Source organism: Duganella hordei (assembly GCF_040369125.1).
GTDB classification, from domain to species: domain Bacteria; phylum Pseudomonadota; class Gammaproteobacteria; order Burkholderiales; family Burkholderiaceae_D; genus Rugamonas; species Rugamonas hordei.
In genome coordinates, this window is sequence record NZ_BPWI01000022.1 from 1 (window position 1) to 18,969 (window position 18,969).

Below are 18,969 nucleotides of genomic sequence, written 5' to 3' on the forward strand. Positions count from 1 at the left end.
GGTCAGTTCCGGCAATCTGCCACGCGTGGCAGATTGCCGGAACTGACCCCGCTTTTCCGCCCCCGGATTCTCGTTCGATGCTAACTATCCGGCGGGTGACCGGGTGGAGCAGGGGCGCGGCCGCGCGCGGATGGGCGCGCGACCGGACTGTTCAAGCGTGCGGTGTGTGCTTCATTATAATGGACACCTTTCCTCCCGCTCAAAGAAACCGATGATCGAATCTGCAATTGCCTGGCTGCTGCACGTATTGGCGGCGCCGGAAGTGGGCCTGACTTCGGTCTTTATCATCAGTTTCATCTCCGCTACCTTGGTGCCGCTGGGCTCAGAACCGGCCGTGTTCGCGGTGATCAAGGCCAATCCCGCCATCTTCTGGAGCGCCATCGGCGTCGCCACCGTCGGCAACACGCTGGGCGGCGCCGTCGACTACTGGATGGGCTACCAGGCCAAGCAAACCTTCGCCAAGGAGCGCAAGAGCCGCTGGTTCCACTGGCTGGAGCGCTACGGTGCCAAGACCATGCTGCTGGCCTGGCTGCCCGGCATCGGCGATCCGCTGTGCACCTTGGGCGGCTGGCTCAGGCTGCCGTTCTGGCCCAGCATCGCCTATATGGCGGTCGGAAAACTGCTGCGCTACCTGACCATGACCACGCTGCTGTTGTACGTGCCGGACGGCGTATGGCACCGGATCGGCCAAATGCTGGGCTAATTTGGTGCAATCTATCATATTGCCAGAAGCGCCTCCGCTTAAATTTCATTCAGTTTTATAATTGGTATTCACCCTTATATGCCACTAAGTCGGAAGATTTTCGAATTTCTGGTGGGTGCGAGCGTTGCCGATAGCCCCTTGGCGGCCTAAGGCTGTTCCGGCGTGGTGCGCCGCAATACGCTAGAATGGCCCTCCCGGGTTCAGTCTACAAGTCCAATCGCACAATGAATGCCCCTGCACAAATCCAAGCTTTGATGGCGGAAACGCCCCACGGTCCGGAGGCGACGCGCCTTCGTGAAATTCCTTACAACTACACGTCGTTTTCCGATCGCGAGATCGTCATCCGGCTGCTGGGCGAGGAATCGTGGAGCTTGCTTGATGCACTGCGCGGCGCGCGCCAGACCGGCCGTTCGGCCCGCATGCTGTATGAAGTGCTGGGCGATATCTGGGCGGTACGCCGCAATCCCTACCTGCAGGACGACCTGCTGGACAACCCGAAACGCCGCCAGGAACTGATCGCGGCGCTGCATCACCGCCTGGCCGAGGTGGACAAGCGCCGCCTGACCGTCGACGACACTGGCGCAGGCGTGGGCAACGGCGCGGACGACGAGGCGCAGCGCCAGCGCAGCGCCAACGTGGTCAAGCTGCTGCGCGCGGCCGGCAAGGCCGTGGCCGATTTCGGCGAAGAATTCAAGCAGACCTACGACCTGCGCAAGCGCACCTACAAGGTACTGGGCCGCTATACCGACAAGCACAACATCTGCTTCGACGGCATGAAGCGCATCTCGCACGTGACCGACGCCACCGACTGGCGCGTCGAATATCCGTTCGTCGTGCTGACGCCCGACACCGAAGAGGAAATGGCCGGCCTGGTCAAGGGCTGCATCGAACTGGGGCTGACCATCATCCCGCGCGGCGGCGGCACCGGCTACACCGGCGGCGCCATTCCGCTGACGCCGATGTCGGCCGTCATCAACACCGAGAAGCTGCTCAACATGGGCGCGGTGGAAATGAAAGTGCTGCCGGGCCTGGACCGTGAATACGCGACCATCTACACCGGCGCCGGCGTCATCACCAACAAGGTTTCCGAAGCGGCCGAGAAGGCCGGCTTTGTGTTCGCGGTCGATCCGACCTCTGCCCACGCTTCCTGCATCGGCGGCAACATCGCGATGAACGCGGGCGGCAAGAAGGCCGTGCTGTGGGGCACCGCGCTGGACAACCTGGCTTCTTGGCGCATGGTCGATCCGAACGGCGACTGGCTGGAAGTGACGCGCCTGGACCACAATCTGTCGAAGATCCACGACACGCCGCTGGCCCGCTTCAAGCTGGAATGGACCCATCCGACCGCGCGCGGCGAGGCCAAGGGCGATCCGTTCAAGACCGAGATCCTGGAAATCGAAGGCCGCAAGTTCCGCAAGGAAGGCCTGGGCAAGGACGTCACCGACAAATTCCTGGCCGGCCTGCCGGGCATCCAGAAGGAGGGCTGCGACGGCCTGATCACCTCGGGCCGCTGGATCCTGCACAAGATGCCGAAGTTCGCGCGCACCGTCTGCCTGGAGTTCTTCGGCCAGGCGCGCGACGCGATTCCATCGATCGTCGAGATCAAGGATTACCTGGACGGCCTGCCGGCCAAGGGCGAGCAGTTCAGCTCGCTGCGCCTGGCCGGCCTGGAACACCTGGACGAGCGCTACCTGCGCGCGGTCGGCTACGCCACCAAGTCGAAGCGCGGCGTGCTGCCGAAGATGGCGCTGTTCGGCGACATCGTCGGCGACGACGAAAACGCGGTCGCGCTGGCCGCGTCGGAAGTGGTGCGCATCGCCAACACCCGCGTCGGCGAAGGCTTCGTGGCCGTCAGCGCCGAGGCGCGCAAGAAATTCTGGCTGGACCGCGCCCGCACCGCCGCCATCGCCAAGCACACCAACGCCTTCAAGATCAACGAAGACGTGGTGATCCCGCTCAACCGCATGGGCGAATACACCGACGGCATCGAGCGCATCAACATCGAGCTGTCGATCAAGAACAAGCTGCAGCTGACCGACGAGTTGCAGCAGTTCTTCGCCGCCGGCAATCTGCCGGTCGGCAAGAGCGACGACGCCGACGATGCCGTGGGCGACGAGGAAATGCTGGGCGACCGCGTGGAGCAGGCGCAAGCGCTGCTGGCGCAGGTCGAGGCGCGCTGGACCTATCTGCTGGCAGGACTGGACAAGCCGCTGGCCGCCGTCACCGGCGAACTGTCCGCGCTGGGAATGGAGCGGCTGCTGCCGGTGTTCGAAGAACGCCTGAAAACGCAGGCCGACGCGACGCTGTTCGACGTGGTGCAGGACCGCACCATTCGCGTCACGTGGAAGCAGGAAATCCGCGCCCAGCTGCGCCAGATCTTCAACGGCGCCGCCTACAAGCTGATCCTCGACGAGGCCACCGCCATCCACAAGCGCGTGCTGCGCGGCCGCGTGTTCGTGGCGCTGCACATGCACGCCGGCGACGGCAACGTGCACACCAACCTGCCGGTCAATTCGGACCATTACGAGATGCTGCAGCTGGCGCACCAGGCCGTCGCGCGCATCATGAAGCTGGCCCGTTCGCTCAACGGCGTCATTTCGGGCGAGCACGGCATCGGCATCACCAAGCTGGAATTCCTGACCGAGGAAGAAATCGGCCCGTTCCGCGACTACAAGCTGCGCGTCGATCCGGAAGGCCGCTTCAACAAGGGCAAGCTGCTGAACCTGGCCGGCATGGAAGCGGACTTGTCCAACGCCTATACGCCGTCGTTCGGCCTGATGGGCCACGAATCGCTGATCATGCAGCAAAGCGATATCGGCGAGATCGCCAACAGCGTCAAGGACTGCCTGCGTTGCGGCAAGTGCAAGCCTGTCTGCTCTACGCATGTCCCGCGCGCCAACCTGCTGTACTCGCCGCGCGACAAGATCCTGGCGACCTCGTCGCTGATCGAAGCCTTCCTGTACGAAGAGCAGACCCGCCGCGGCATCTCGATCAAGCACTGGGAAGAATTCGAGGACGTGGCCGATCACTGCACGGTCTGCCATAAATGCGTCACTCCATGCCCCGTCAATATCGACTTCGGCGAGGTGTCGATGAACATGCGCAACCTTCTGCGCAAGATGGACAAGAAGAGCTTCAAGCCGGCGCTGTCGGCCACCATGTTCTTCCTGAACGCGACCGACCCGACCACCATCAATGCCACCCGGCAGGTGATGTCCAACTGGGGCTTCAAGGCCCAGCGCCTGGGCCATGACGTGCTGAAGAAATTCGCCAAGAAGCAGACCAAGGCGCCGCCGCCGACCGTGGGCAAGCCCAAGGTGCGCGAGCAGGTGATCCACTTCATCAACAAAAAAATGCCGGGCAACCTGCCGAAGAAATCGGCGCGCGCGCTGCTCGATATCGAGGACGACAAGGTCATCCCCATCATCCGCAATCCGCAGACCACCAACGCCGATACGGAAGCGGTGTTCTACTTCCCGGGCTGCGGCTCGGAGCGTTTGTTCTCGCAAGTGGGCCTGGCCACGCAGGCCATGCTGTGGGAAGTCGGCGTGCAGACCGTGCTGCCGCCCGGCTACCTGTGCTGCGGCTATCCACAGCGCGGCAACGGCGAGTTCGACAAGGCCGAGAAGATGATGACGGACAACCGCGTGCTGTTCCACCGCATGGCCAACACGCTCAACTACCTGGACATCAAGACCGTGCTGGTGTCGTGCGGCACCTGCTACGACCAGCTGGCGACCTACGAGTTCGACAAGATCTTCCCGGGCTGCCGCATCATGGACATCCATGAATACCTGCTGGAAAAGCAGGTCAAGCTGGAAGGCGTCAACGGCACGCGCTATATGTACCACGAGCCTTGCCACAATCCGATGAAGCTGCAGGAGTCGGGCAAGACCATCAACGCGCTGATTTCGACGGTGGACAACGTCAAGATCGAGAAGAACGACCGCTGCTGCGGCGATTCCGGCACGCTGCAGGTGTCGCGTCCGGACATCGCCACGCAGGTGCGCTTCCGCAAGGAAGAGGAAATGATCAAGGGCGCCGACAAGCTGCGCGCCGACGGTTTCACCGGCGAGGTGAAAATCCTCACCAGCTGCCCATCCTGCCTGGGCGGCGTGTCGCGCTACAGCGAGGATGCCGGCACCACGGCCGACTACATCGTGGTCGAGATCGCCAAGCACCTGCTGGGCGAGAACTGGATGCCGGACTACGTCAAGCGCGCCAACGACGGCGGCATCGAGCGGGTGCTGGTGTAATGGCCTGCGATCTGTGCAAGCTGCTTGAGGCGCCTGGTTCGGCGCTGATCTGGGGCGACCGCCAGTTGTCGGTGGTCGCCGTGGACGAGGCGGAGTATCCGGGCTTTACGCGCGTGGTGTGGCATGCCCACGTCAAGGAAATGACGGACTTGTCGGCGGCCGAACGCAGCCGCGTGATGGACGTGGTGTGGGCGGTGGAATCCGCGCAGCGCGCCGTGATGGCGCCGGAAAAAATCAACCTGGCCAGTTTTGGTAATATGACGCCGCATGTGCACTGGCATGTGATACCGCGCTACGCGAACGACGCGCATTTCCCGAGTCCGACGTGGGCGGTGGCGCAGCGTGCGTCGTCGCCGGAGGTGCTGGCCGCGCGCCGCGCCTTGCTGCCGGCCTTGCATGCCGCCATTATCGAACGTCTGAAAGCATAAACATGAGCAAGCAACCGACCGGCCTGACCGTCCACAACAAGTCCAAGGTGCTGGACATCGAGTTTGACGATGGCGCCTCGTTTTCCATCCCGTTCGAACTGCTGCGCGTGTATTCGCCGTCGGCGGAGGTGAAGGGGCACGGGGAAGGACAGGAGGTGCTGCAAGTGGGCAAGCGCGAAGTGGGCATCGCCGCGATGGACCCGGTCGGCAACTACGCCGTGCAGCCGACCTTCACGGACGGCCACAATACGGGGTTGTACACCTGGGATTACCTGTACAAGCTGGGCAATGAAAAAGAAGCCTTGTGGGCCAACTACATGGACCGCCTGCACGCCTCCGGCTTCGAAGGCGACAGCGGCCGCGAAACCGGCGTCACGCTGACCGGCCCCGGCTCTCACAACCATAAAGGTTGCGGCCACAAGCACTAAAGATCAGTATGTAACATGCTCACGCAGCACGTAAGCAAAGATCGCGCGCACATGCGGTGGCAGTTGGCGCAGTGCTGCAACATTAATGGACGGCGGTGGATATGGATCCGCTGCTTCGGGAGATTGGCCGCCAGTGTATGCAGGCAGCTCGGCTTGCCGGTTGACTTCTTCCTCGCGGCGTTCAAGTTCGTCGTGCACCGCATCGATCTCTGTCCGCGTTTTTGCATCCAGTTCGGGAATTTCCAGGTCGGCGGGGATTTCGACATCATATATTTTCATAGCGATTCTCCATTAGCTCAAAGGGAGTGACTAGCTCAGGAAGATATAGTTCATGCGCATACATCAGTATTCGAAGAAGCCGAAGCTGTTCCGCGTTTGCTATATCACGGCAGTTCCAGGTCAGCAGGATTTCGCTTCGATTCTGTGCTGCACAAGCAATGTGCTCGGCGGACTTCATCGCTGTCGCCTTTAGACCTCCGCCGCTGATTAAAAGTTCAGCAATGCCTCTGGTTCTATCCCTATCGGGAAATCGGGGCAGTAATTCGATGATTTTCAAGCGATGGGCCATGCGCAGCGGATCTCCGCGTTTTATCTCCGCTATCACATATTTCGAAACGTACGTCCTGTTCGGAACGCAGCGTGTATCCCACCAGAGGTGGGTTAATTGTTGGCATGCACGGGTGATCGGATTAGTGCTGGGCGGATCGGTCAGATGGCGGACGACCGAAGTATCGAGATAGATGGTGGGATGCATGGCGGACCTCGCTAGCGATCCGCCTGGGCGGCGGCTTCGTCCAGCTTAGGCCGTTCATCCGGCTCAGGCTTTAGGTGGATCAAACAAACGCTCCGCCGCCGCGCTTGTATAATGCAGGCAAACTAACAGGCCTGCCTACCATGACCAATACCACTCACTTCGGTTACAAAACCGTCGCGGAAGACGACAAAGTCCGCGAAGTCGCCAAGGTTTTCCATTCTGTCGCCGCCAAGTACGACATCATGAACGACGTCATGTCGGCCGGCCTGCACCGCCTGTGGAAGACCTTCACCATCGCCAACGCGGCCGTGCGCCCCGGCTTCAAGTGCCTGGACATCGCCGGCGGCACCGGCGACCTGGCCAAGGTGTTCGCCAAGCAAGCCGGCCCGACCGGCGAAGTCTGGCTCACCGACATCAACGAATCGATGCTGCGCGTCGGCCGCGACCGCCTCTTGAATCGCGGCCTGTTGACCCCCACCTTGTTGTGCGACGCCGAAAAGCTGCCGTTCCCGGACAATTACTTCGACCGCGTCAGCGTCGCCTTCGGCCTGCGCAACATGACCCACAAGGACCAGGCGCTGGCGGAAATGCGCCGTGTGCTGAAGCCGGGCGGCAAGCTGCTGGTGCTGGAATTCTCGAAAGTGGCCGAGCCGCTGCAGAAGCCTTACGACTTCTATTCGTTCAAGATCCTGCCGTGGATGGGCCAGAAGATCGCCAACGACGCCGAAAGCTACCGCTACCTGGCCGAGTCGATCCGCATGCATCCGGACCAGGAAACGCTGAAGACCATGATGGAAGCGGCGGGCCTGGAACGCGTAACGTATTACAACCTGACGGCAGGTGTGGCCGCTTTACACACCGGTATCAAACTGTAGTCATAGGAGCACCATGAACATCAAGAAAATCCTGATCGGCGCCTTGCTGGCCGTGTCCGCACTGTCCATGCTGGCCGAGGCGACCGCCCGTCCGATGGGCGGCGGCCGTTCGATCGGACGCCAGTCGCAAAACGTCAGCCGCATGCCGCCGGCCGCCGCGCCGCAGCAGGCGCCGCGCCAGGCCGCTCCGGCGCCGGCTCCCGGCACGCCGCCGGCCGCGATCCCGCCCAAGCCGGCCAGCCCATGGAAAGGCATCCTGGGCGGCGCGCTGTTGGGCCTGGGCCTGGGCGCCTTGTTCTCGCACTTTGGCCTGGGTGGCGCGATGGGCGGCATCTTCGGTTCGCTGATCATGTTGGCGCTGCTGGCCGGCGTGGTGTTCTTCATCGTGCGCCTGTTCCGCGGCAAGCAGCAAACGCCCGCGGCGGCGTTCGGCGGCAGCCAGAACGTGTATGCGATGCCGCCGCAAGGCAGCGCCACGCCGGAAATCGGCTCGCGCCTGCAGCCCGAGCCGGTACCGCAAGTCGCCGCGCCGGTGGCGCACACCCCGTGGGGCGTGCCTGCCGATTTCGACGCGCCGTCGTTCCTGCGCGTGGCCAAGTCCAATTTCATCCGCCTGCAGGCGGCCTGGGACAAGGGCGACGTGGCCGATATCCGCGAATTCACCACGCCTGAGGTGTTTGCCGAGCTGAAGATGCAGATCACCGAGCGCGGCGCGCAAAAGGACTACACCGACGTCGTCGCCATCGACGCCGAGCTGCTGGGCATCGAGACCAGCGGCAGCGAGTACCTGGCGAGCGTCAAGTTCACCGGTAGCATCAAGCCGGCGCCGGACGCGCTGGCCGAGCCGTTCAATGAAGTGTGGAACCTGTCGAAGCCGGTTTCCGGCGCCACCGGCTGGATGCTGGCCGGTATTCAGCAGCTCGCATAACCGCCGGCCCGCCCGGCAAACTGGTAAGATCAAGACCGCCCGTATTTCCGGGCGGTTTTGTTTTGAACGGCTCAAGAATGATTTCACCGAACCTAAGCAAGTTTTCCGCCGCCGCGCCGGTCAGCGCCGCCATCAACCACCTGCTGGCGCAAGAGCCGTGGGCGCGCCAGGAGCTGCTGCGCCACGCGGGCAAGGTCGCCGCCATCGACACCGGCGCCGCCGTGCTGCGCCTGCTGGTGACGGCCGACGGCATGCTGGCGGCGGCGCCTGCCGATGAGCCGGCCCACGTCACCATCCGCGTCAAGTTGTCCGACCTGCCGCTGATCGCGCAAAACCGCGAGCGGGCGTTTTCCTACGTGCAGATCGAGGGCGACGCCGAATTCGCCAACGCGATTTCCAACTTGAGCAAGTCGCTGCGCTGGGAAGCCGAATACGACCTGGAAAAACTGGTGGGCCCGATCGCCGCCGTGCGCGCCGTGTCCGGCGCCCGCGCCGCTTTCGAGGCGGTCAAGACCGGCCACCGCAAGCTGGCCGAGAACGTGGCCGAATTCCTGCTCGATGAACAGCCGGTGCTGATACGTCCGCAGGCGGTGGAGGAATTCTCGGCCGACGTGGTGCGCCTGCGCGACGACGTCGAGCGCGCCGCCAAGCGCCTGGCCAGACTGGAACAAAAATTGGTACAAAAACTGGACTCCCAATGATGTTGAAATTCTTACGCCTGCTGAAAATCCTGCGGGTATCGGTGCGCTACGGCCTCGATGAAATCGCCATGTCCGGCCTGAAGAAGCCGCGCATCGCCAAGCTGATCGACACGGTGATCTTCTGGCGCGACCTGTCGGCGCCGCGCGGCGTGCGCCTGCGCATGGCGCTGGAGGAGCTGGGGCCGATCTTCGTCAAGTTCGGCCAGGTGCTGTCGACCCGGCGCGACCTGATTCCGCTGGACCTGGTGGAAGAGCTGTCGCGCCTGCAGGATCGCGTGCCGCCGTTCGACTCCGACCTGGCGATCGCGCAGATCCGCAAATCGCTGGGGGCGCATCCAGATCAATTATTTGCCACCTTCGAGCGCACGCCGGTGGCGTCGGCGTCGATCGCGCAGGTGCACTTCGCCACGCTGCGGGACGGCAAGCAGGTGGCGGTCAAGGTGCTGCGTCCGGGCATGAAGAAATCCATCGACGAGGACGTGGCGCTGATGCACATCGCCGCCGAGTGGATAGGCCGCGTGTGGGCCGACAGCAAGCGCCTCAAGCCGCGCGAAGTGGTCGCCGAGTTCGACAAGTACCTGCACGACGAACTGGACCTGATGCGCGAGGCGGCCAACGCCAGCCAGCTGCGCCGCAACTTCGCCGAATCCAAGCTGCTGCTGGTGCCGGAAATGTACTGGGATTACTGCTCCAACAGCGTGATCGTGATGGAGCGCATGCACGGCATACCGGTGTCGCAGATCGACCGGCTGGAGGCGGCCGGCGTGGACTTGAAAAAGCTGTCCAGCGACGGCGTCGAGATCTTCTTCACCCAGGTGTTCCGCGACGGCTTCTTCCATGCGGATATGCACCCGGGGAACATCCTGGTGTCGATCGAGCCGGAGACCTTCGGCCGCTACATCGCGCTGGATTTCGGCATCGTCGGCACGCTCAACGACTTCGACAAGGATTACCTGTCGCAGAACTTCCTGGCCTTCTTCCGCCGCGACTACAAGCGCGTGGCCGAGGCGCACATCGAGTCCGGCTGGGCGCCGAAGGAAACCCGCGTCGACGAGCTGGAGTCCGCCGTGCGCGCCTGCTGCGAGCCGATCTTCGACCGTCCGCTGAAGGACATCTCCTTCGGCCAGATCCTGCTGCGCCTGTTCCAGACCTCGCGCCGCTTCAACGTCGAAGTGCAGCCGCAGCTGGTGCTGCTGCAAAAGACGCTGCTCAATATCGAGGGCCTGGGCCGCCAGCTGGATCCGGACCTGGACCTGTGGAAGACCGCCAAGCCCTACCTGGAAAACTGGATGGCCGAACAGGTCGGCTGGCAGGGCATGTGGCAGCGCCTAAAGGCCGAGGCGCCGCGCTACACCCACATCATCCCGCAACTGCCGCGCCTGCTGCACCGCGCGCTGGAACAGCAGGGCGAGAAGCCGTCCGACAATGCCGAGCTGATGAGAGTGCTGATCCACGAACAGCAGCGCACCAATCGCCTGCTGAGCTTTGTGATTTATTTCGCCGGCGCCTTCGGCCTGGGCGTCTTGGGTTTCCAGCTGTACCTGCGCTGGCATCATCTGGGCTAGGCCATGGCCGATTTCCAGCAGCGCGATCCGATGTCGCCGGCGTTCTGGGACGAGCGCTTCGAGCGCAACTTCACGCCGTGGGACCGGGGCGGCGCGCCGCAAGCCTTGCGCGATTTTGCCGCCGCCAGCGCGCCGCTGACCACCTTGATACCGGGCTGCGGCGCGGCCTACGAGCTGGCCTTGCTGGCCGATGCGGGATGGGATGCGGTGGCGATCGATTTCTCGCCGTCCGCCGTGGCGGTGGGCAAGGGGGCCGTCGGCCGGCACGCTGCGCGCGTGGTCGAGGCGGACTTCTTCGCATGGCAGCCGGAGCGGCCATTGCAGCTGATTTATGAGCGCGCCTTCCTGTGCGCGCTGCCGCCGGCGATGCGGCCGCAGGTGGCGGCGCGGTGGGCGCAATTGCTGGCGCCGGGCGCGCTGCTGGCCGGCTATTTCTTCTTCGACGATGGCCGCAGGGGGCCGCCGTTCGGCATCGCCCGCGGCGAGCTCGATGCTTTGCTGCGGGCGGATTTCGATTGCATCGCCGACGACGCCGTCAGCGACTCGATACCGGTGTTCGCCGGCAAGGAGCGCTGGATGGTCTGGCGTCGGCGCTAGCGCTTAATCGCGGCGCGGATTGTTGGGATGGTTGTCGACGCCGTTCGGCACGCCGTCATGGTCGCGGTCGCCACGGGCCCAGCTGCCGCGCGTCATTTCCCAGCGGCCGTTGCGCTCTTCCCAGGCCGGCTGGTGGTAGACATAGCCGCGGCCCTCGCGCACCCAGGTGCCCTTGACCCAGACGTGGCGGTTGTGGCGCCAGTCCCAGTAGCCGGGCGCCCAGACATAGCCGTGACGGGGCGGCGGCACCACTTCATGGCGCAGCGGCGGTGGCGCGGTCTGGACCACGATGACGGCGGCCGACGCCGGCAGCGTGACGGTACCGGCGGAAGCCGCGATGGCGGCTGCAAGCAATAGTTTCTTGATCATGTTGAGCTCCTCCTTGACAGGTTGTATGACCGTTATAAAGAGTTCCGCTGCCGATGTATGTGCGGCCGGTCGCACAAGCGCCATGTCAGTGACGAGCTTGTTTGACGGCGGTGCGGGCGCGGAAATCGGTGCTTAGCCACAGGAAACAGGCAAGCCGGCAGGAAAAAGCTTTATAATTCAGGGTTTTGATGATTTTTGCGGAGTAATAGATGCCGATCTACGCTTACCGCTGCGAGGCATGTGGTTTTGCCAAGGATGTCTTGCAGAAGATTTCCGACCCGCAGCTGACTGTTTGCCCAGAGTGCGGCAAGGAGTCGTTTAAGAAACAACTGACCGCTGCAGGCTTCCAGTTGAAGGGCTCGGGCTGGTATGTGACCGATTTCCGCGGCGGCACGCCACCGGCGACCGGCACCGCGACCGGCGCCAAGACGGACGCGCCGGCTGCGGCCCCCGCGCCGGCCGCCGGCACCGGCACGAAATCGGACTGAAATGCGCCGACTGAATTGCGCCGACTGAAGCACCGCCGCCACACCCACCCTAAGAGTAATCGATGCGTAAATATTTCATTACCGGCTTGCTGATCCTGGTGCCCCTGGCGATTACCGCCTGGGTGCTGAACCTGGTGATCAGCACCATGGACCAGTCCCTGCTGTTCGTGCCGGAACGCTGGCAGCCGCGCACGCTGATCGGCTTCGATATTCCCGGCCTGGGCACCTTGCTGACCGTGCTGATCGTGTTCCTGACCGGCTTGCTGACCAACAACCTGGTCGGCAACTACGTGGTCAAGCTGTGGGAAAAGCTGCTGACGCGCATCCCGGTCGTCAGCTCGCTGTATTCCAGCGTCAAGCAGGTGTCGGACACGCTGTTCTCGTCGTCGGGCAACGCCTTCCGCAAGGCCGTGCTGATCCCGTATCCGCACCAGAACTCGTACACCATCGCCTTCCTGACCGGCGTGCCGGGCGGCGACGTCAAGAACCACCTGGTGGGCGACTACGTCAGCGTGTACGTGCCGACGACGCCGAATCCGACCTCGGGCTTTTTCCTGATGTTGGCGCGCAAGGATGTGGTCGAACTCGACATGAGCGTCGATGCGGCCCTGAAGTACATCGTGTCGATGGGAGTGGTGGCGCCGGAAGACGCGCCGCGCCCGATCGAAATCGCGAGCAAATAAATTAAGATCAACTGAGTAACACTAACCTGAACCGAGAAATAAACATGTCCTCAATGCGTACTCACTACTGCGGCCTCACCACTGAAGCGCTGCTTGGCCAAACCGTCAGCCTGTGCGGCTGGGTACATCGTCGCCGCGACCACGGTGGCGTGATCTTCATCGACCTGCGCGACCGCGAAGGCCTGGTGCAGATCGTTTGCAATCCGGAACAGGCTGAAGTGTTCAAGGCCGCCGAAGCCGTGCGCAACGAGTTCTGCCTGCGCGTGACCGGCGTGGTCAAGGATCGCCTGGCGGGTACCGTCAACGCCAACCTGAAGTCCGGCAAGATCGAAGTGGTCTGCTCGCAGCTGGAAGTGCTGAACCCTTCCGTGGCCGTGCCGTTCCAGCTGGACGACGACAACCTGTCGGAAACCACCCGCCTGACCCACCGCGTGCTGGACCTGCGCCGTCCGCAGATGCAGAACAACCTGCGCCTGCGCTACAAGGTCACGATGGAAGTGCGCAAGTACCTCGACGACCTGGGCTTCATCGACATCGAAACCCCGATGCTGACCAAGTCGACCCCGGAAGGCGCGCGCGACTACCTGGTGCCGTCGCGCGTCAACGCCGGCAACTTCTTCGCGCTGCCGCAATCGCCGCAGCTGTTCAAGCAGCTGCTGATGGTGGCCAACTTCGACCGCTACTACCAGATCACCAAGTGCTTCCGCGACGAAGACCTGCGCGCCGACCGCCAGCCGGAATTCACCCAGATCGACTGCGAAACCTCGTTCCTGACCGAACAGGAAATCCGCGACCTGTTCGAGGACATGATCCGCAAGGTGTTCCGCAACACCATGAACGTCGAGCTGCCTAACCCGTTCCCGGTGATGGACTTCGCCGAGGCGATGGGCAAATACGGTTCGGACAAGCCGGACATGCGCGTCAAGCTGGAATTCACCGACCTGACCGAAGTGATGAAGGACGTCGACTTCAAGGTGTTCTCGGGCGCCGCCAACCTGCCTAACGGCCGTGTGGTGGGCCTGCGCGTGCCGAAGGGCGGCGACATGCCACGTTCGGAAATCGACGCCTACACCCAGTTCGTCGCCATCTACGGCGCGCGCGGCTTGGCCTACATCAAGGTCAACGAGAAGGCCAAGGGCCGCGACGGCCTGCAATCGCCTATCGTCAAGAACCTGCACGACGCGGCCCTGGCCAAGGTGCTGGAACTGACCGGCGCCGAAGACGGCGACCTGATCTTCTTCGGCGCCGACAAGGCCAAGGTGGTCAACGACGCGATCGGCGCGCTGCGCGTGAAGATCGGCCACTCGGAATTCGGCAAGAAAGCCGGCCTGTTCGACGACGTCTGGGCGCCGCTGTGGGTGATCGACTTCCCGATGTTCGAATACGACGAAGAGTCGGACCGCTGGACCGCGACCCACCATCCGTTCACCGCGCCGAAGGACGGCCATGAAGACTGGCTGGAAAGCAATCCGGGCGCCTGCATCGCCAAGGCCTACGACATGGTGCTGAACGGCTGGGAACTGGGCGGTGGTTCGATCCGTATCCACCGCGAGGAAGTGCAGTCGAAAGTGTTCCGCGCGCTGAAGATCGACGCCGACGAAGCCCGCCTGAAGTTCGGCTTCCTGCTCGACGCGCTGCAGTACGGCGCGCCGCCGCACGGCGGCCTGGCATTCGGCCTGGACCGTATCGTGACCCTGATGACCAAGTCCGATTCGATCCGCGACGTGATCGCCTTCCCGAAAACCCAGCGCGCCCAGGATCTGCTGACCCAGGCGCCGTCGGAAGTGGACGAGAAGCAGTTGAAAGAACTGCATATCCGCCTGCGTACGGCCGAGCCAAAAGTGGCCAGCTGATTATTGCAATGGAAAGGGCGCTTCGGCGCCTTTTCTTTTACCAGAACTATGAAGCCCTACAAGATCCCTGTCTCGGTGCTGGTGGTGATCCACACGGCCGATTTGCAAGTGCTGCTGATCGAGCGCGCCGACCGGCCCGGCTATTGGCAGTCGGTGACCGGCTCGCTGGACGCGGTCGACGAACCCTTGCTGGAAACGGCCGCGCGCGAGTTGTTCGAGGAAACCGGCATCGTCGCGGACGGCGAGCGCATCGTGCTGCGCGACTGGCACTTGTCCAACATCTACACGATCTATCCGGTCTGGCGTCACCGCTACGCGCCGGGCGTGACGGAAAATACCGAGCACGTCTTCAGCGTCGAGGTGCCGCGCGACATCGCCATCACCCTCGCGCCGCGCGAGCACCTGAACCACGTCTGGCTGCCCTACCTGGAAGCGGCCGACAAATGCTTTTCGTTCTCCAACGCCGAAGCCATATTGCAACTAAGGCAATATGCGCACGCCCGCTAGGTGCTCAGGCTGCGAGTTTCCTGTTCATCGGCAACTTTTTTGAATAGAATCGATGGATAGGCCCGCTTGGTGGCCTGATCCAGGAGAACCGGTATGAGCAGCCCCACCACGTCCAGTCCCACCACGCAGGTAAACGATACCGGTACGCTGAGCATCGATGCTTTGCTGGCAGGCACCAAATGGGGCGGCGTCGCCGGCAGCGGCATCACCATCACCTACAGCTTCCCGTTTGCCGGCGGCGCCTCGGCGGTCTTCAGCGGGCCTGGCGGCGGCAGCTATTCCGATCTGGGCGAACCCACCGCCAGCCAGCACTACGGACTGAACGCGGTACAGCAGGCCGCCGCGACGGCCGCCTTGCAGTCTTGGGCCAACGTGGCCAACATCACGCCGGTAAAAGTGGTCGACACCGCCAGCACGGTCGGCGACATCCGCTTCGCGTGGACCTCGGCCACGCAAAACACCAGCGACGGCGGCGCCGCCTGGGGCTGGGCCAGCTATCCGAATAGCAGTTATCCGTCCGGCGGTGATGTGTGGATCAGCACCACTTCCTCGGGGGCCAGCAGCAGTGACTGGTCGGTCGGCTCGTACAATTACATGTCCCTGATCCATGAGCTGGGCCATGCACTGGGCCTGAAGCATCCGTTCGAAGACGGCGCGGTGCTGGATGCCGCGCACGCCAACCGCCAGTACTCGGTGATGGCCTACGACGACGCGCCGCGCAGCCTGTTCGTCGACGTCACGCAAAGCGGTAGCTCGGCATCGTGGAAGTCCTACGACGTGGTGCCGAGCACGCCGATGCTGTACGACATCGCGGTGATGCAATACCTGTACGGCGCGAACACGACCTACCACACCGCTAACGACACCTATACCTTTGATCCCGCCACGCCGTTCATCAGTACCATCTGGGACGCCGGCGGCATCGATACCATTTCGATCGCCAATTTCACCGCCGGCTCGCTGATCGACCTGCAACAGGGGCATTATTCGTCCATTCATATTCCGTCCGACACCGGCGCCGGCATCAATTGGCAGACGCCGCCGCCGGTCGGCACCTACGACGGCACCAACGACCTGGCGATCGCCTACGGCGCGGTAATTGAAAACGCCACCGGCGGCAGCGGCGACGATACGCTGATCGGCAACAGCAGCAGCAACCGCCTGCAGGGCAATGGCGGCCACAACGTTATCGACGGCGGCACCGGCACCGATACCGCGGTCTACACTGGCAATTTCAGCACCTATACGCTGGCGGCCGTCAGCGGCGGCTACACGGTGACTTCGCGCACCGACCCCGGGCAGAGCGACACCCTGAGCAATATCGAGCGCCTGAGTTTTGCCGACGGCACGATGTCGCTGAACCTAGCCAGCGTGGCCGACGATCCGGTGCAGGCCAAATATGTGGCAATGGCACAGAAATTCTACGTGGCGTATTTCGGCCGCCCAGCCGACAGCGCCGGTCTGAACGCGATGGTCAGCCAGCTGATGGCCGCCGCCACGCCGACCACCACGCTGGCCTTCGCCGACTCCTACAGCACCAACGCCACCGTCAAGGCGCTGGTCGACAGCTTCGGCAACAGCGCCGAGTCGGCCGCGCTGTATCACGGCACCAACAGGGATTTCGTCACCGCGATCTACGCACACCTGTTGAGCCGCGTGCCGGATACGGAGGGTCTGAATTACTGGTCCAACGCGTTGGACGCCGGGCTGCCGCGCGGCGTGGCCGCGCTCAACATGATGGCCGGTGCGGAGGGCAATACCACCCCGCAGGGCTTGCTCGACGGCGCGCTGGTGATCAACCGGCTAACCGTGGCAGCCAACTTCACAGCGTTGCTCGACACACCCAAGGAACAGAGCAGCTATGCGGGCGACGCCGCCGCGTCGGTCGCGCGGGCCCTGCTCGACGGCGTCAGCCAGAGCACCAGCCTGCTTAGCTATGAAAGCGCGGTGATGCAGACGGTTGCGTCGATGTCGGGCGGCACTCCGGCAGGCGCGCCGCAGGTGACGCTGGTCGGCATCGGCACTGTCGAACATGGCTGGGCCCACGCCTGATGTCCGCCGATGTTACCGTGTGGAGCTGATTGCGGACTCGGGGTTAGAATAGCCCCATGAAAATTCGCGTAGCCACCTACAATATCCACAAGGGCGTGTCAGCAATCCGCTCCGAGCCTCGGGTGCTGGCGCTGAAGCAAGCCATCGGCCTGTTCGATGCCGATGTGGTTTTTTTGCAAGAGGTGCAGGGCAAGCACGACTTGAAAGCCGCCAAATACGGGGCCGAACATCTGGGCCACAAGCATTGGCCCGCTGCGGCGCAGCACGAGTATTTTGCCGGCGAGTCGCGCCATGCGCATAGCGCCTACGGCATGAACGCGATCTACGACCACGGCCATCACGGCAACGCTCTGCTGAGCGCCTATCCGATCGCCAACCAGGCCAACCACGATGTGTCCGACCACGCCTACGAACAGCGCGGCATCCTGCACTGCGCGCTGAATACGCCGCACGGCGCCGTGCACTGCTTTGTGGTCCACCTCGGCCTGTTCGAGGCCGGCCGCCGGCGCCAGACCCAGGCGCTGATCTCGGCCGTGCGCGACTCGGCGCCGAACGGCGAGCCGGTCATCATCGCCGGCGATTTCAACGACTGGCGCAACACCCTGGGCGGCGAACTGCGCAACGCGCTGGGCGTGGTCGAGGCCTTCGACCAGATCGGCTCCAACTCCACGCTGGACGAGATCGTGCGCACGCTGCGCCGCAAATCCAGCGTCAACCCGGCCCGCACCTTCCCGGCGGCCTTGCCGTTCTTCCGCCTGGACCGCATCTACGTGCGCGGCTTCAAGGTCGACGCGGCGGAGGTGATGCACGGCAGCCTGTGGGCCAAGCTGTCCGATCACGCCCCCATCGTCGCCAACCTGACGCTGGCCTGAGCTATTTGCGGCTCAGCGTTGCGCTGTCGAGCTTGACGTCCAGGGTCTGCAGGCTGACGTTGAGCATGGCGATGTTGGTCTTGTTGGCCACCAGCTCCTTGAGCCGTGCTTCAAACGCGTCGAGATACTTGACGCAGGGGCTGGTTTTGGCGAAGGCGTAGTAATTCTTGTCCTCGGCCAGGAAGGGCCGCATCGCCATGAACTGCTCGCCCTGGCGATGGCGCGCCAGCCATGCTTCGCCGGTGAACAGGCCGCTGATGAAATAGTCGATGCGGCCCAGGGCCAGCTTGCGGAAATTGGTGTCGGCGGTGCCCGATTCCTCCAGCTGCAAATGGCTGGCGGCAAACTCCGAGAACGCCTGGCCGAAGGTATTGCCCAGCGCGATGCCGCCCTTGTGGCTGGCCAGGTCCTGCCAGTTGTTGAAGATGAAGGCGCGCTGGCGCTGCACGAACACCGCCACCGGATTGGGAAACGCCGGCGTGCGCACGAAGTCCAGGTAGCGTTCGCGTTCGGGCTGGATCTTCAGGGTCGCCACCAGGTCGACCTTGCCGACCGCGGCATTGGCCAGCACGCGTTTCCATGGGCCGACATAGCGCACTTCGTAGGGGATTTGCAGATCGGCCAGGACGCGCGCGGCCAGCTCGACGCTGGGGCCGCGCAACTCCTTGCCGTCGTACCAGTGCAGCGGGGGATAGTCGGGATCGGCGGACACCACCACCTTGGCGCAAGCCGCCGGAGGCTCGGCCGCCGCGGCCTGCAGCCAGGACGCCAGCAGCATCATCGACAGACTACGGGTCAGCAATCGTGCTCCCATGCATAGCGCTCCGAGCGTTAGCCCTCACAATAGGGTTGCAATTTATTATAGACTTGTTTCCACGGGAGCGCCTGATCTCGTCGCCCGGGGTTAGAA

General features: G+C 63.4%; 19 protein-coding genes. 15 read left to right on the plus strand and 4 right to left on the minus strand.

Going from position 1 to position 18,969, the window contains the following annotated elements; all coding sequences use genetic code 11:
* The first annotated feature begins 211 nt into the window (after positions 1-211).
* The 4 genes from ABWW33_RS29495 to ABWW33_RS29510 all read left to right on the plus strand — a co-directional run bounded on the left by ABWW33_RS29495 (position 212) and on the right by ABWW33_RS29510 (position 5,815).
* On the plus strand, positions 212-703 hold the full coding sequence (locus tag ABWW33_RS29495; protein WP_353404992.1) for a YqaA family protein: 492 nt from the start codon (positions 212-214) through the stop codon (positions 701-703).
* Positions 704-927: 224 nt separating this feature from the next.
* Positions 928-4,959 (plus strand): DUF3683 domain-containing protein, encoded by a 4,032-nt coding sequence (locus tag ABWW33_RS29500; RefSeq protein ID WP_353404994.1) that lies wholly within the window; start codon positions 928-930, stop codon positions 4,957-4,959.
* Positions 4,959-5,387 carry an HIT family protein gene (locus ABWW33_RS29505; protein WP_353404996.1) on the plus strand — a complete coding sequence of 143 codons (429 nt, stop codon included), beginning with the start codon at positions 4,959-4,961 and terminating at the stop codon, positions 5,385-5,387. Before ABWW33_RS29500 ends, ABWW33_RS29505 begins: the two co-directional genes overlap by 1 nt.
* Positions 5,388-5,389: 2 nt before the next feature.
* On the plus strand, positions 5,390-5,815 hold the full coding sequence (locus ABWW33_RS29510) for a gamma-butyrobetaine hydroxylase family protein (RefSeq protein WP_176655321.1): 426 nt from the start codon (positions 5,390-5,392) through the stop codon (positions 5,813-5,815).
* Positions 5,816-5,818: 3 nt separating this feature from the next.
* Here the strand turns inward: ABWW33_RS29510 and ABWW33_RS29515 are convergent, their stop codons facing one another.
* Positions 5,819-6,094: a hypothetical protein gene (locus tag ABWW33_RS29515; RefSeq protein ID WP_353404999.1), complete on the minus strand. Its 276-nt coding sequence runs from the start codon at positions 6,092-6,094 to the stop codon at positions 5,819-5,821.
* A complete protein-coding gene (locus ABWW33_RS29520) occupies positions 6,081-6,569 on the minus strand; it encodes a PIN domain-containing protein (protein ID WP_353405001.1) in 489 nt (162 codons plus the stop codon). Before ABWW33_RS29520 ends, ABWW33_RS29515 begins: the two co-directional genes overlap by 14 nt.
* Positions 6,570-6,709: 140 nt before the next feature.
* On the opposite strand from ABWW33_RS29520, the gene ubiE reads away from it, so the two are divergent.
* The 5 genes from ubiE to ABWW33_RS29545 all read left to right on the plus strand — a co-directional run bounded on the left by ubiE (position 6,710) and on the right by ABWW33_RS29545 (position 11,235).
* Entirely contained in the window at positions 6,710-7,444 is a 735-nt protein-coding gene (gene ubiE, locus ABWW33_RS29525) for a bifunctional demethylmenaquinone methyltransferase/2-methoxy-6-polyprenyl-1,4-benzoquinol methylase UbiE (protein WP_176655322.1), read from the plus strand.
* A 13-nt stretch (positions 7,445-7,457) separates the two neighbouring features.
* Positions 7,458-8,372 carry a Tim44 domain-containing protein gene (locus ABWW33_RS29530; RefSeq protein WP_353405003.1) on the plus strand — a complete coding sequence of 305 codons (915 nt, stop codon included), beginning with the start codon at positions 7,458-7,460 and terminating at the stop codon, positions 8,370-8,372.
* A 77-nt stretch (positions 8,373-8,449) separates the two neighbouring features.
* Positions 8,450-9,073 (plus strand): ubiquinone biosynthesis accessory factor UbiJ, encoded by a 624-nt coding sequence (locus ABWW33_RS29535; protein ID WP_353405005.1) that lies wholly within the window; start codon positions 8,450-8,452, stop codon positions 9,071-9,073.
* Positions 9,070-10,638, plus strand: a complete 1,569-nt coding sequence (gene ubiB / locus ABWW33_RS29540) for a ubiquinone biosynthesis regulatory protein kinase UbiB (protein ID WP_353405008.1) — start codon at positions 9,070-9,072, stop codon at positions 10,636-10,638. Before ABWW33_RS29535 ends, ubiB begins: the two co-directional genes overlap by 4 nt.
* 3 nt (positions 10,639-10,641) lie before the next feature.
* On the plus strand, positions 10,642-11,235 hold the full coding sequence (locus ABWW33_RS29545; protein WP_353405010.1) for a methyltransferase domain-containing protein: 594 nt from the start codon (positions 10,642-10,644) through the stop codon (positions 11,233-11,235).
* Positions 11,236-11,238: 3 nt separating this feature from the next.
* Here the strand turns inward: ABWW33_RS29545 and ABWW33_RS29550 are convergent, their stop codons facing one another.
* Positions 11,239-11,604 carry a YXWGXW repeat-containing protein gene (locus ABWW33_RS29550; protein WP_353405011.1) on the minus strand — a complete coding sequence of 122 codons (366 nt, stop codon included), beginning with the start codon at positions 11,602-11,604 and terminating at the stop codon, positions 11,239-11,241.
* Between the two features lie 209 nt (positions 11,605-11,813).
* Between ABWW33_RS29550 and ABWW33_RS29555 the strand changes: the two genes are divergently transcribed.
* From ABWW33_RS29555 to ABWW33_RS29580, 6 genes are all read left to right on the plus strand, one after another.
* Positions 11,814-12,092 carry an FmdB family zinc ribbon protein gene (locus ABWW33_RS29555; protein WP_176655328.1) on the plus strand — a complete coding sequence of 93 codons (279 nt, stop codon included), beginning with the start codon at positions 11,814-11,816 and terminating at the stop codon, positions 12,090-12,092.
* A gap of 62 nt (positions 12,093-12,154) precedes the next feature.
* Positions 12,155-12,775, plus strand: coding sequence for a DUF502 domain-containing protein (locus ABWW33_RS29560; RefSeq protein ID WP_176655329.1), 621 nt, complete (start codon positions 12,155-12,157; stop codon positions 12,773-12,775).
* A 53-nt stretch (positions 12,776-12,828) separates the two neighbouring features.
* Positions 12,829-14,628 (plus strand): aspartate--tRNA ligase, encoded by a 1,800-nt coding sequence (aspS, locus tag ABWW33_RS29565; protein ID WP_176655515.1) that lies wholly within the window; start codon positions 12,829-12,831, stop codon positions 14,626-14,628.
* A 48-nt stretch (positions 14,629-14,676) separates the two neighbouring features.
* Complete coding sequence (gene nudB / locus ABWW33_RS29570; RefSeq protein ID WP_353405013.1) at positions 14,677-15,135, plus strand: dihydroneopterin triphosphate diphosphatase; 459 nt, start codon at positions 14,677-14,679, stop codon at positions 15,133-15,135.
* Positions 15,136-15,228: 93 nt separating this feature from the next.
* Positions 15,229-17,187 (plus strand): DUF4214 domain-containing protein, encoded by a 1,959-nt coding sequence (locus ABWW33_RS29575; protein WP_353405014.1) that lies wholly within the window; start codon positions 15,229-15,231, stop codon positions 17,185-17,187.
* A 56-nt stretch (positions 17,188-17,243) separates the two neighbouring features.
* Positions 17,244-18,059: an endonuclease/exonuclease/phosphatase family protein gene (locus tag ABWW33_RS29580; RefSeq protein WP_353405015.1), complete on the plus strand. Its 816-nt coding sequence runs from the start codon at positions 17,244-17,246 to the stop codon at positions 18,057-18,059.
* Between the two features lies 1 nt (position 18,060).
* On the opposite strand, the gene ABWW33_RS29585 is transcribed toward ABWW33_RS29580, so the two are convergent.
* Positions 18,061-18,873 carry a substrate-binding periplasmic protein gene (locus ABWW33_RS29585; protein WP_176655332.1) on the minus strand — a complete coding sequence of 271 codons (813 nt, stop codon included), beginning with the start codon at positions 18,871-18,873 and terminating at the stop codon, positions 18,061-18,063.
* Between the last annotated feature and the right edge of the window lie 96 nt (positions 18,874-18,969).